We start from the raw sequence: 14517 nt of genomic DNA, 5'->3' as shown, positions 1-14517 counted from the left end.
TAGAGCGCGGCGCCGGGCCCCGCGGCCCCGGGCGACCCCGGGGGGCGGTTGGCGCAGCTGGTCGGCGCGGGGCCCCGGGGGGGGTCACCGGGGGCGGGCGGGCGGCCGGTCGACCCGGCCGCCCGACGGTCACCGCGGGTCAGCGACGGGAGCGGCGGTCGCGGCGGGCCGCGATCAGGCTGCCACCGACCACCAGGAACACCACCGTCGCCAGCAGCGCCGCGAACGGGTTCCCGCTCCCGGTGGGCGGCAGCGGCGGCTTGCTGGTCGGGCTCGGGCTGGGCGTGTTCCGGACGGTGGTGGTGGTCGAGCAGTTGCCCACCACCGCCCGGCGGGCCCCGTTGCCGCCCGAGCAGTTGGACCCGTCGGCGGTCAGCCGGTTGACCAGCGCCGTGCCGCCCGCGTCCGGCTTCACGGTGACGGTGTAGCTGAGCGTCTCCGTCGCCCCCGGCAGGAGGTCCAGCGTCCAGGTCAGCCGCGGCGCCGCGTAGGCCGTCCGTCCGCTGCTGGCACGGGCGTCGGCGTCGTACACCGCGCCGTCCAGCACCCCGGAGAGGTCGTCGGTGACGACGGCCCCGAGGTACGTGCCGCTGGCCCGGTTGGTCGCGGTGACCGTGTACGTCACGGTGTCACCGGCCTTCGGGTTCGCCGGGCTCGCCTGCTTGCTGAGCAGCAGGTCGTGCTGGACGGTGATCGGCTCGGTCGGCGTCGCCACCGCCGTGTGCGCGGTCGTGCTCGGATCCGGGCCGCCCGTCACCACCACCGTGTTGACCGGAACGGCCGTGGCGTTCGGGTCCAGCGTGCCGGTCAGCGTCCAGGACAGCGTCGCACCGACCGGGATCTCCACCGCCGGGCAGGTCGCCGTCCCGCTCGCGACGGGGCACGGCGTCCCGTCGGCGTCGGCCGTCATCGACGCGTCGTTCACGCCGGCGGGCACCTCGTCGGTGACGACCACGTTGCGGGCCAGCGAGGGCCCGTCGTTGGTCACGGTGACCCGCCACCGGATCTGCTGCCCGGCGACGACCGGGGAGGTCAGCAGCACCTTGGCGACGGTCAGCCGGGCCTGCCCCGAGGGCGAAGAGCTCGGCGAGGCGACCGCCGTGTGGGTCGGCGTACCCGGGTCGGGCCCACCGGTCACGGTGACCGTGTTGGTGGGCGTGACGGTCGCGGCCGGGTCGAGCGTGCCGCGCAGGGTCCAGGTCAGCGTCCGCCCGACCGGGATCTCCACCGCCGGGCAGGTCGCCGTCCCGTCCGCGACGGTGCAGCTCGCACCGCCGGGCCCGGTCATCGAGGCGCCGCTCACCCCGGCGGGCACCCGGTCCGTCACCCCGACACCGCGCGCCGTGGAGGGGCCGTCGTTGGTCACGGTCACCTGCCACTCGATCGGCGCCCCGGGCACCACCGGGTTGGTGACGAGGACCTTGGCGACGGTCAGCCGGGCCTGCGCCGACGGCGAGGAGCTCGGCGAGGCGACCGCCGTGTGGGTCGGCGTCCCCGGGTCGGGCCCGCCGGTCACGGTCGCCGTGTTGACCGGCGTGACGGTGGCACCGGCGTCCAGCGTGCCGGTCAGGGTCCAGGTCCGGGTGGCGCCGACGGCGATCCCGACGGCCGGACAGGTCACCGTCCCGTTCGCGATCGGGCAGGCGGTACCGTCGTCCGCCGTCATCGACGCGTTCAACACCCCGTCCGGCACCCGGTCGGTGACCACCACGTCACGAGCGACGGACGGCCCCAGGTTGGTGACGGTCACCTGCCACTCGATCCGCTGTCCGGGCACCACCGGGTCGGTGACCAGCACCTTGGCGACCGACAGGCGTGCCTCGGCCACCGGCCCGGTCGAGGGACTGGCCACCGCGGTGTGGGTGACGGTGCTCGGGTCCGGGCCTCCGGTGACGAGGGCCGTGTTGGTCGGCGTCACCGTGGCGGCGGGGTCGAGCGTGCCGGTCAGGGTCCAGGTCAGCAGCCCGCCGACCGGGATCTCGACGGCCGGGCAGGTCGCCGTCCCGTTCGCGATCGGGCACGCCGTACCGTCCTGCGCCGCCATCGAGGCGTTCAGCACCCCGGCCGGCACCTGATCGGTCACGACCACGTTCCGCGCCCGCGAAGGACCGTCGTTCGTCACACTGACCTGCCACTGGATCTGCCGGCCCGGAACCGCCGGGTCGGTCAGCAGCACCTTCGACACCGACAACCGGACCTGCGGCTCGGGAGTGCCGCTGGGCGAGGCGGTGGCGGTGTGCACGGGCGTGCTCGGGTCGGGCCCGCCCGTGACGGTGACCGAGTTGGTCGGTGTGACGGTGGCGTCGGCGTCCAGTGTCCCGGTGAGCGTCCAGGTCACCGTGCCACCGGCCGGGATCTCGACGGCCGGGCAGGTCGCCGTCCCGTTCGCGATCGGGCAGGCGGTACCGTCCTGCGCCGCCATGGACGCGTTCGACACCCCGGCCGGCACCTGATCGGTGACGACGACGTTCCGGGCTCGCGAAGGACCATTGTTCGTCACGCTCACCCGCCACTGGATCTGCTGACCCGGCACCACCGGGTTCGTCAGCAACACCTTCGACACCGACAGATTCGCCTGGGGCGACGGCGAGTTCGACGGCGAAGCCACCGCTGTGTGGGTCGGCGTGCTCGGGTCCGGACCACCCGTCACGGTGACCGAGTTGATCGGCGTCACCGTGGCATCGGCATCCAGCGTCCCGGTAAGCGTCCAGGTCACCGTGTCACCGGCCGGGATCTCCACTGCCGGACACGTCGCCACACCATTGCCGATCGGGCAGGCAGTACCGTCCTGCGCCGCCATGGACGCGTTCGACACCCCGGCCGGCACCTGGTCGGTCACGACGACGTTGCGCGCTCGCGACGGCCCGTTGTTCGTCACGCTCACCCGCCACTGGATCTGCTGCCCCGGCACCACCGGGTTCGTCAACAGAACCTTCGACACCGACAGATTCGCCTGCGGCGACGGCGAGTTCGACGGCGAAGCCACCGCCGTGTGGGTCGGCGTACTCGGGTCCGGACCACCCGTCACGGTCACCGTGTTGGACGGCGTCACCGTCGCATCCGCGCTGAGAGTCCCGGTGAGCGTCCAGGTCACCGTCTGCCCCGCCGGGATCTCCACCGCCGGACACGTCGCCGTCCCGCTCGCAATCGGGCACGCCGTACCGTCCTGCGCCACCATCGACGCATTCGACACCCCGGCCGGCACCCGATCCGTCACCACCACATTGCGCGCCCGCGAAGGCCCATGGTTGGTCACCGTCACTCGCCACTGGATCCGCTGACCCGGCACCACCGGGTCGGTGACCAGCACCTTCGACACCGACAGATTCGCCTGCGGTGACGGCGAGTTGGTGGGCGAGGCGACAGCCGTGTGGGTCGGCGTGCTCGGGTCCGGACCACCCGTGGCCGTCGCTGTGTTCGTCGGGGTGACGACGGCATCGGCAGCGAGCGTCCCGCTCAGCGTGTACGAGGCCATCTGCCCGACCTCCAGCTCGATCGCCGGGCAGCCGGCGACGCCGTTGGTGATCGCGCACCGGGTACCGTCCTCGTCCGAGACCATCATGGCGCCGGTCACGCCGTCCGGGACCCGGTCGGTGACCACGACGTTCCGGGCCCGGGACGGCCCCTGGTTGGTGACGGTCACCCGCCACTGGATCGTCCCACCCGGCACCACCGGGTCGGTGACCAGCACCTTGGCCAGGCTCAGCCGCGCCTGCGGCGAGGGCGAGCCGGTGGGCGAGGCGACCGCCGTGTGGGCCGTCGCGCTCGGGTCCGGTCCGCCGGTCACCACGGCGGTGTTGCCGGGCACCGTCGTCGCGTCCTGGGCGAGGGTGCCGGCGACCGTGTACGTCGCCGTCCCGCCGACCGGGATCTCCACCGCCGGACAGGTCGCCACGCCGCCCGAGACCGGGCAGGCCGCGTGCGTCGCGTCCGGCGTCAGCTCGGCGCCGACGACGCCGTCCGGCAGCCGGTCGCTGACCACCACGTTCCGGGCCCGGGACGGCCCGTTGTTGGTCACGCTGATCCGCCACTCGATCCGCTGTCCGGGCACCACCGGGTCGGTCAGCAGCACCTTCGACACCGTCAGGCGGGCCTGCGGCACGACCGTCTCACTGGCCTCCGCGGTCGCCGTGTGGGCCGTCGCCGTCGGATCGGGCCCGCCGGTGACGACGGCGACGTTCGCCGGGGTGCTGGTCGCCGCCGGGTCGAGCGTCCCGGTGACGGTGTAGGACACGGTGGAGCCGGCCGGAATCTCGACGGCGGGGCAGGTCGCCACGCCGTTGTTGATCGGACAGGTCGAACCGTCCGTGTCCGAGGTCATCCCGGGGGCGTTGACCATGGCCGGGATCGTGTCGGTCACGACCACGTTCCGGGCCCGCGAGGGACCGTTGTTGGTCACCGAAACCCGCCACTGGATCTGCTGCCCGGGGACGACCGGGTTGGTCACCAGCACCTTGGCGATGCTCAGGTTCGCCTGCGGCGAGGGCGAGTTCGACGGCGAGGCCACCGCCGTGTGCGCCGTGGCCGAGGGGTCGGGACCACCCGTCACCACCGCCGTGTTCGTCGGCGTCACCGTCGCGTCCGGCGCCAGCCTCCCGGTCAGCGTGTACGAGGCGGTCTGCCCGACCTCCAGCTCGATCGCCGGGCACACCGCCGTCCCGCCGGTGATCGGGCACCGGCTCGCGTCGGCGTCCGACTGGAGCACGGCATCGGAGACCCCGTCCGGGATCCGGTCACTGACGACCACGTTCCGGGCCCGCGAAGGACCGTTGTTGGTCACCGAAACGCGCCACTGGATCTGCTCCCCCGGCACGACCGGGTTCGTCAGCAGCACCTTCGACACGGTCAGCTTCGCCTGCGGCGAGGGCGAGGCCGAAGGCGAAGCCACCGCCGTGTGCGCCGTGGCCGAGGGGTCGGGACCACCCGTCACCACCGCCGTGTTCGTCGGCGTCACGGTCGCGTCCTGCATGAGCGTGCCGCTCAGCGTGTACGTCTGCGACTGGCCGACCTCCAGCTCGATCGCCGGGCAGGCGGCCGTCCCGTTCGTGATCGGGCAGACGGTCCCGTCGGCGGCGGTCATGCCCGCACCGCTGACGCCGTCCGGCACCCGGTCCGTGACCACGACGTTCCGGGCCCGCGAGGGACCGTTGTTGGTCACCGTCACCCGCCACTGGATCTGCTGCCCGGGCACCACCGGGTTGGTCAGCAGCACCTTCGACACCGCAAGATTCGCCTGCGGCACAGGCGAGTTGGAAGGAGACGCCACCGCCGTGTGGGTGGCAGCCGTCGGGTCCGGACCACCGGTCACGGTCACCGTGTTGGACTGGGTCACCGTCGCGTCCGGGCTGAGGGTCCCGGTGAGCGTCCAGGTCAGCGTCTGCCCGGCCGGGATCTCCACCGCCGGGCAGGCCGCCGTCCCGCTCGTGATCGGGCACGCGGTACCGTCCTGCGCCGCCATGGACGCGTTCGACACCCCAGCCGGCACCCGGTCGCTCACCACCACGTTCCGGGCCCGCGAAGGACCGTTGTTCGTGACCGCCACCCGCCACTGGATCTGCTGGCCCGGGACCACCGGGTCAGTGACCAGCACCTTCGAGACCACCAGATTCGCCTGCGGCGAGGGAGAGTTCGAGGAAGTCGCCACCGCCGTGTGGGTCGGCGTACTCGGGTCCGGACCACCCGTCACGGTCGCCGTGTTGGACGGCGTCATCGTCGCGTCCGGGCTGAGGGTCCCGGTGAGCGTCCAGGTCAGCGTCTGCCCGGCCGGGATCTCCACCGCCGGACAGGTCGCCGTCCCGCTCGCGATCGGGCACGCCGTACCGTCCTGCGCGCTCATCGACCCGTTCAGCACCCCGTCGGGGATCCGGTCGGTGACGACCACGTTCCGAGCCCGCGAAGGGCCGTTGTTCGTCACGCTCACCCGCCACTGGATCTGCTGGCCCGGCACCACCGGGTCAGTGACCAGCACCTTCGAGACCACCAGATTCGCCTGCGGCAAGGGCGAGTTCGACGGAGACGCCACCGCCGTGTGGGTCGGCGTACTCGGGTCCGGACCACCCGTCACGGTCACCGTGTTGCCCGGCGTCAGCGTGGCATCCTGCGCCAGCGTGCCCGTCAGCGTCCAGGTCGCCGTCTGCCCGACCGGGATCTCCACCGCCGGGCACGTGGCCACACCATTGGCGATCGGGCAGGTGGAACCGTCAGCATCCGCCGCCATCGAGGCACTGTTCACCCCGGACGGGACCTGATCCGTCACCACCACGTTCCGCGCCCGCGAAGGCCCGTTGTTCGTGACCGACACCCGCCACTGGATCTGCTGACCCGGCACCACCGGGTTCGTCAGCAGCACCTTCGACACGGTCAGCTTCGCCTGCGGCGAAGGCGAGTTCGACGGCGAAGCCACCACCGTGTGCGCCGTGGCCGAGGGGTCGGGACCGCCGGTGACCACGGCCGTGTTCGTCGGCGTGCTGGTCGCATTCGCATCGAGCGTGCCGGACAGCGTCCAGGTCGCCGTCTGCCCGACCGGGATCTCCACCGCCGGACACGTAGCCACACCATTGGCAATCTGGCAGATGGAACCGTCGGCATCCGCCTTCATCGACGCACTGTTCACCCCGGACGGGACCTGATCCGTCACCACCACGTTCCGCGCCCGCGAAGGCCCGTTGTTGGTCACGCTCACCCGCCACTGCACCTGCTGGCCCGGCACCACCGGGTCGGTGAGCAACACCTTCGACACCGTCAGCCTTGCCTGCTGCGCGGGCGAGTTCGAGGGAGACGCCACCGCCGTGTGCGCGGTCGCCGTCGGATCCGGACCACCCGTCACCACCGCCGTGTTCGTCGGCGTCACGGTCGCGTCCGGCGCCAGCGTCCCGGTCAGGGTCCAGGTCGCGGACGAGCCCGCGGGGATCTCCACCGCAGGACAGGTCGCCGTCCCGTTCGCGATCGGGCAGGCGGTCCCGTCGGAGGCCGCCATGCTCGGGTCGTTCACACCCGCCGGCACCGCATCCGTGACCACGACGTTCCGCGCCCGCGACGGCCCGTTGTTCGTGACCGTCACCCGCCACTGGATCTGCTGGCCCGGGACCACCGGATCGGTGAGCAACACCTTCGAGACGACGAGCTTGGCCTGCGGCGACGGCGAGTTCGAAGGCGAGGCCACGGCCGTGTGCGCCGTCGCGCTCGGGTCGGGGCCGCCCGTCACCACTGCCGTATTGCCCGGCGTCGACGTCGCGTTGGGGTCGAGGGTGCCGCTGAGGGTCCAGGTCGCCGTCTGCCCCGCCGGAATCTCCACCGCCGGACACGTCGCCACACCATTGGCGATGGGGCAGGTGGAACCGTCGGCGTCCGCCGTCATCGACGCGCCGTTGACACTGGTCGGCACCTGGTCCGTCACCACGACGTTCCGGGCCCGCGAGGGACCGCTGTTGGTCACGCTCACCCGCCACTGGATCTGCTGGCCCGGCACGACCGGGTTCGTCAGCAGCACCTTGCCGATACTCAGCCCGGCCTGCGGGGTCGGCGACGAAGTCGGCGAGGCGACCGCCGTGTGGCTGGTCGTCGTCGGGTCGGGACCGCCGGTCACCGTCACGGAGTTGGTCGGCGTGGTGGTCGCGTTCGGGTCCAGCGTCCCGGAGAGTGTCCACGTCATCGTCTGGCCGGCCGGGATCTCCACCGCCGGACACATCGCGACACCGCTGGCGACCGGGCAGGTGGAACCGTCCGAACCCGTCATCGAGGCACCGCTCACCCCAACCGGCACCCGATCGGTCACCACCACATTGCGCGCCCGCGAAGGCCCGTTGTTGGTGACGCTCACCTGCCACTGGATCTGCTGACCCGGCACCACCGGGTTCGTCAGCAGCACCTTCGACACCGACAGATTCGCCTGCGGCAACGGCGAGTTCGACGGCGAAGCCACCGCCGTGTGCGTGGCGGCAGTCGGGTCCGGACCACCCGTGACCGTCACGGTGTTCGACGGCGTCGCCGTCGCATCGGAGGCGAGCGTTCCCGTCAACGTCCAGGTCATCGTCTGCCCTGCCGGAATCTCCACCGCCGGACACGTCGCCGCACCACCACTGATCGGGCAGGCGACCCCACCGGCGTCGGCCCGCATCGAGGCGTCGTTCACCCCGGACGGCACCGTATCCGTGACCACGACGTTCCGAGCCCGCGACGGCCCGTTGTTGGTCACCGACACCTGCCACTGGATCTGCTGACCGGGCACCACCGGGTTCGTCAGCAGCGACTTCGACACGGTCAGATTCGCCTGCGGGGAAGGCGAGTTGGACGGAGACGCCACCGCTGTGTGCGTGGACGCCGTCGGGTCCGGGCCACCCGTCACCGTCACCGTATTGCCGGGGGTCGCAGTCGCGTTCGGGTCCAGCGTGCCGGAGAGTGTCCAGGTCATCGTCTGGCCGGCCGGGATCTCCACTGCGGGACACGTCGCGACACCGCTGGCGATCGGGCAGGTGGAGCCGTCAGCATCCGCCTTCATCGAGGCACCGTTCACCCCGGACGGCACCTGATCGGTCACCACCACGTTCCGCGCCCGCGAAGGACCGTTGTTCGTGACGCTCACCTGCCACTGCACCTGCTGACCCGGCACCACCGGGTTCGTCAGCAGCGACTTCGAGACGGTGAGGTTCGCACGAGGCGAGGGCGACGTGCTCGGCGAGGCGACGGCGGTGTGCGCGGTCGCCGTCGGGTCAGGACCGCCCGTGACGACCGCCGTGTTGGTCGGCGTGGTCGTCGCGTTCGCATCCAGCGTGCCGGAGAGCGTCCACGTCATCGTCTGCCCGGCCGGGATCTCCACCGCGGGACACGTCGCGACACCGCTGGCGATCGGGCAGGTGGAACCGTCCGAACCCGTCATCGAAGCACCGCTCACCCCCGACGGCACCTGATCCGTCACCACCACGTTCCGCGCCCGCGAAGGACCGTTGTTCGTGACCGACACCCGCCACTGCACCTGCTGACCCGGAACCACAGGATCCGTGAGCAGCACCTTCGAGACGACGAGCTTCGCCTGAGGCGAAGGCGTCGAGGTCGGCGAAGCGACAGCGGTGTGCGCGGTCGCCGTCGGATCAGGACCGCCCGTCACCACCGCCGTGTTCGTCGGCGTCACGGTCGCATCCGGCGCCAGCGTGCCCGTCAACGTCCAGGTCGCGGACGAGCCCGCAGGGATCTCCACCGCCGGACACGTCGCCGTCCCGTTCGCGATCGGGCAGGCGGTCCCGTCGGAGGCCACCATGCTCGGGTCGTTCACACCCGCCGGCACCGCATCCGTGACCACGACGTTCCGAGCCCGCGAAGGCCCGTTGTTCGTGACCGTCACCCGCCACTGCACCTGCTGGCCCGGCACCACCGGATCGGTGAGCAACGCCTTCGAGACGACGAGCTTGGCCTGCGGCGTCGGCGAGGAGCTTGGCGAGGCGACCGCCGTACGGGCCGTGGCCGCCGGGTCGGGGCCGCCGGTGACGACCGCCGTGTTCGTCGGGGTGGTCGTCGCGTCGGGCGAGAGCGTGCCGGTGAGCGTCCAGGTGAGGGCCTGCCCGGCCGGGATCTCCACAGCGGGGCAGGTCGCAACCCCGCTGCTGACGGGGCAGTTGGCGCCGTCGGCGTCTGCCGTCATCGACGCGCCGTTGACGCTCGCCGGTACCTGGTCGGTGACGACGACGTTCCGGGCGCGCGAGGGCCCGTTGTTGGTGACCGTCACCTGCCACTGGATCTGCTGGCCCGGCACGACCGGGTTCGTCAGCAGCACCTTGCCGATACTCAGCCCGGCCTGCGGCGTGGGCGACGAGGTCGGCGAGGCCACCGCCGTGTGGCTGGACGCCGTCGGGTCAGGACCGCCGGTCACTGTCACGGAGTTGGTCGGCGTGGTGGTCGCGTTCGGGTCCAGCGTCCCGGAGAGCGTCCAGGTCATCGTCTGCCCGGCCGGGATCTCCACCGCCGGACACGTCGCCACACCACCACTGATCGCACAGGTGGAACCGTCCGAACCCGCCATCGACGCACCGCTCACCCCCGACGGCACCTGATCCGTCACCACCACGTTCCGCGCCCGCGACGGCCCGCTGTTCGTGACCGACACCTGCCACTGAATCTGCTGACCCGGCACCACCGGATTCGTGAGCAGCACCTTCGACACCGACAGATTCGCCTGCAGCGAAGGCGAGTTCGACGGAGACGCTACCGCCGTGTGCGTGGACGCCATCGGATCCGGACCACCCGTCACCGTCACCGTGTTCGAAGGCGTCGCCGTCGCATCGGAGGCGAGCGTTCCCGTCAACGTCCAGGTCACCGTCTGACCGGCCGGAATCTCCACCGCCGGACACGTCGCCACACCACCACTGATCGGGCAGGCAGCCCCACTCGCATCGGCCCGCATCGAGGCATCGGCGACATCGGACGGCACCTGGTCCGTCACCACCACGTTCCGGGCCCTCGACGGACCGTTGTTCGTGACGGACACCCGCCACTGCACCTGCTGACCGGGCACCACCGGATTGGTGAGCAGCACCTTCGACACAGTCAGATTGGCCTGCGGCGAAGGCGAGTTGGACGGAGACGCCACCGCCGTGTGCGTGGCAGCCGTCGGATCCGGACCACCCGTCACCGTCACCGTGTTCGAAGGCGTCGCCGTGGCGTTCGGGTCCAGCGTCCCGGAGAGCGTCCACGTCATCGTCTGCCCCGCCGGGATCTCCACCGCAGGACACGTCGCCACACCACCACTGATCGGACAGGTGGAACCGTCCGAACCCGCCATCGACGCACCGCCCACCCCAGCCGGCACCTGATCCGTCACGACCACATTGCGCGCCCGCGAAGGCCCGTTGTTGGTCACCGACACCTGCCACTGCACCTGCTGCCCCGGCACCACTGGGCTCGTCAGCAGCACCTTCGAGACGGCCAGGTTCGCCTGCGGCACCGGCGAGTTGGACGGGGACGCCACCGCCGTGTGCGTGGCAGCCGTCGGATCGGGACCGCCCGTCACCGTCACCGTGTTCGTCGGCGTCGCCGTGGCGTTCGGGTCCAGCGTCCCGGTGAGCGTCCAGTTCAGCGCCTGGCCGGCCGGGATCTCGACCGCCGGGCAGGTGGCGACGCCGTTGGCGATCGGGCAGGTGGTGCCGTTCGGCCCGGTCATGGTGGCGTTGTTGACCCCGGCCGGGATCTGGTCGGCGACCACCACGTTCCGGGCCCGCGACGGACCGGAGTTGAAGACGTTGATCTGCCACTGGATCTGCTGGCCGGGCACCACCGGGCTGGTCACCAGCGACTTGGAGACCTTGAGGCCCGCCTGCGGCGTGGGCGCGGCGGTCGGCGAGGCCACGGCGGTGCGGGTCGAGGCCGACGGGTCGGGCCCGCCCGTCACCGTCACCGTGTTCGTCGGCGTGGTGGTGGCGTTGGGGTCGAGCGAGCCGCTGAGCGTCCAGCTCGCGGACGAGCCCGCCGGGATCTCCACCGCCGGACACGTCGCGACACCACCGCTGATCGAGCAGGCGGTCCCGTCCGCGTCGGCCTTCATCGAAGCGCCGCTCACCCCGGCCGGCACCTGGTCGGTCACGACCACGTTCCGCGCCCGCGACGGGCCGTTGTTGGTGACGGTCACCCGCCACTGGATCTGCTGCCCGGGCACCACCGGGCTGGTCAGCAGGGACTTGGAGACGATCAGGTTGGCCTGCGGCGTCGGCAGGGCGCTCGGCGAGGCCACCGCCGTACGGGCGGTCGCCGACGGGTCGGGACCGCCCGTCACCACCGCCGTGTTCGTCGGGGTCGTCGTCGCATCGGGCGAGAGCGTGCCGCTCAGTGTCCAGCTCGCGGACGAGCCCGCCGGGATCTCCACCGCCGGGCAGGTCGCGACACCACCACTGATCGAGCAGGCGGTCCCGTCCGCGTCGGCCTTCATCGAAGCGCCGCTCACCCCGGCCGGCACCTGGTCGGTCACGACCACGTTCCGCGCCCGTGACGGGCCGCTGTTGGCGACCGTCACCCGCCACTGGATCTGCTGCCCGGGCACCACCGGGCTGGTCAGCAGCGTCTTCGAGATGGTCAGGCCGGCCTGCGGCGTGGGCGTCGCGGTCGGCGAGGCGACCGCGGTGCGCGAGGACGCCGACGGGTCGGGGCCGCCGGTGACGACGGCGGAGTTGGTCGGCGTGGTGGTGGCGTTGGGGTCGAGCGTGCCGCTGAGCGTCCAGCTGGCGGTGCCGTTGACCGGGATCTCGACGGCGGGGCACGTGGCCGTGCCGTTGGCGACCGGGCAGGCGCTGCCGTCCTGGTCGTTGACCATGGCAGCCCCGGTGACCCCGGCCGGGACCTGGTCGGTCACGACGACGTTGCGGGCCCGGGAGGGCCCGTTGTTGGTGACCTTCACCTGCCACTTGACCTGCTGGCCCGGCACCACCGGACTGGTCAGCAGGGTCTTGGAGACGACCAGGTTCGCCTGGTTGCCCGGCGGGATGGGGTTGGCGGTGCTGGTGCACTTCGGTGAGCAGTTCGGGTCGGTGGCGCCGGTGGGCGGGGTGACCGTGGCGCGGTTGTCCAGTGAGCCGTTCGCGTCCGACGGCACCGTGCCGGTGAGCGTGTAGCTCACCTGGCCGCCCGCCAGGATGTTCACCGTCGTGTTGATGTCGCCCGTGCCGGACGCGGTGGCACCACAGCTACTGCCGCTGGAGGCCGTGCACCTCCAGGTGAAGCCCTGGATCGCGTTGGGCAGCTTGTCCGCGACCGAGGTGCCGACGGCGTCCGAGGGGCCGGCGTTCTTCACCACGATGGTGTAGGTCAGCGGCTGCCCGGGCACGTACGGGTTCTTGTCGGGCGTCTTGGTCACCGACAGTCCGGTGGTCACCCGGCCCGGGGTGTCGACGGAGCTGGAGCAGGTCGGTCCGCAGTTCGGGTCCGTCGTGGCGCTGGGGCGGGTCACCGTCGCGGTGTTCGACAGGGTGCCGGTGGTCCCGGACGGGACCGTGCCGGTCACCGTGTACGTCACGGAGTCGTTCACCGCGACCGTCGCCGTCGTGTCGATGCTGCCCGTGCCGCTCGCGTCGCCGCAGCCGCTGCTCGCGGAGCCGGCCGCACAGGTCCAGGTGAACCCGGACAGCGCGGCGGGCAGCGCGTCCCGGACCGCCGCGCCGACGGCGGGTGCCGGACCGGCGTTGCTGACGACGACGGTGTAGGTGAGGGTCTGGCCCGGGACGTAGGTGGTCGGGGCGGCCGTCTTCCTGATGGACAGGCCGATCTGCGTCACCCACTCCAGGGTGACCTCGCCGTTGCCGCCGTTGGCGGTGCCGCCGCCGTTGCCGATGCCGGAGCCGTAGAGCGCGTCGTCGCGTCCTGCGGCCAGGCCGCCCTGGCCGTTGGCGGCGCTGTTGGCGCCGGCGGCGGTCTGCGCGTTGGTCACCCCGGTGCCGCCGGTGTAGCCGGAGCCGCCACCGCCCATGCCGTTGAGCTCCAGGGAGCTCGGGCCCTGGCAGGCGCCGCCACCGCCGCCGTACAGGCCGCCGCCGCCACCGCCGCCGCCCTCGTTGTTGTTGGGCGCACCGCTGCCGCCGAGGAAGCGGCTGCCCGCCGTGGCGCTGCCGCAGCTGGTCTGGGTGGCGGCCGCGCCGCCGGCGCTCTGGGTGCCGCCGCGGCCGGAGCTCGCCGGGCGGTTGTCCTGGCCGCCACTGGTCCCGCCGCCGCCGCCCGCGGCGGGGGTGCCGGTGTCGGCGCCCGGCGAGGAACCGCCGCCGCCGCCGGCGATCAGCAGCGGGGTGCCGCCGTAGTTGCCGTTCCACACGGCGCTCATGCCGCCGCCGCTGGCGCCCGTCGCCAGGCCTCCGCCGGCCCCGCCCCGGCCGCCGGGACCGCCGCCGCCGTACACCGCGGTGGTCCGGTTCATCAGACCGCCCTGACCGGAGGTGACGGTCAGGCTCTGACCGGGCGTCACGGCGATGGTGCCGGTGGTGTAGCCGCCGCCACCGCCGCCGAACTGACCGGTGTAGTAGGCGCTCGGCGAGCCGCCACCACCACCGCCCCAGAGCCGCGCGTAGACGCTGGTGACACCGGCCGGCACGGTGAAGGTCTGGTCGCCGCCGCTGTAGGTGAACCGGGTGCAGTTGGTGAAGGTGCCGGTCGGCGTGCACGCCACCAGCGCCCGCTGCTCCTCGGACGGCTCCTGGGGCGCGTACGCGGGCGGGGCGGCGGCCAGCGCCAGTCCGCCCTGGGGCAGCAGGCAGAGCAGCGCGAGCACACCACGCATGGCCGTCGAGAACCGACCGCCGAGCAACGACCTCACCGGAGCCATCCGGCGTCTCCTCTCGCGACCGCCCACCCACGACGACGTGGGTGGGCGGACAACAGGACCGTCACGCGAATGCCCGCGTGCGTGGGCAAGAGAATTGCCGAGGTCAACGCCCGGTACGGATGACCTGACATCGTGTCATCGTATTTTCGTGCCGGAATGCCCGCTTTCGGCCCAGCGCCGGACATCGTTCGGCGCAGCGGCCGGAGGAGGGGCGGACGACGGGCGGACGA

The 14517-nt window shown here is 72.4% G+C and carries 1 protein-coding gene; it reads right to left on the bottom strand.

Translation table 11 applies throughout. The annotated features are described in order from the left end of the window. Window positions 1-139: 139 nt before the first annotated feature. Window positions 140-14287 carry a hypothetical protein gene (locus ACFY2K_RS14680; protein ID WP_387711600.1) on the bottom strand — a complete coding sequence of 4716 codons (14148 nt, stop codon included), beginning with the start codon at window positions 14285-14287 and terminating at the stop codon, window positions 140-142. Window positions 14288-14517: the final 230 nt, after the last annotated feature.

It is taken from the genome of Kitasatospora sp. NPDC001309 (assembly GCF_042896295.1).
Classification (GTDB): domain Bacteria; phylum Actinomycetota; class Actinomycetes; order Streptomycetales; family Streptomycetaceae; genus Kitasatospora.
The sequence above is the reverse complement of the archived record's forward strand: the minus strand, read 5'-3'. Positions and strand labels throughout refer to the sequence as shown.

What these genes read in the sequence shown, in the direction of transcription:
- ACFY2K_RS14680 (WP_387711600.1), bottom strand. Translation starts at nt 14,287, where the DNA reads ATGGCTCCGGTGAGGTCGTTGCTCGGCGGTCGGTTCTCGACGGCCATG.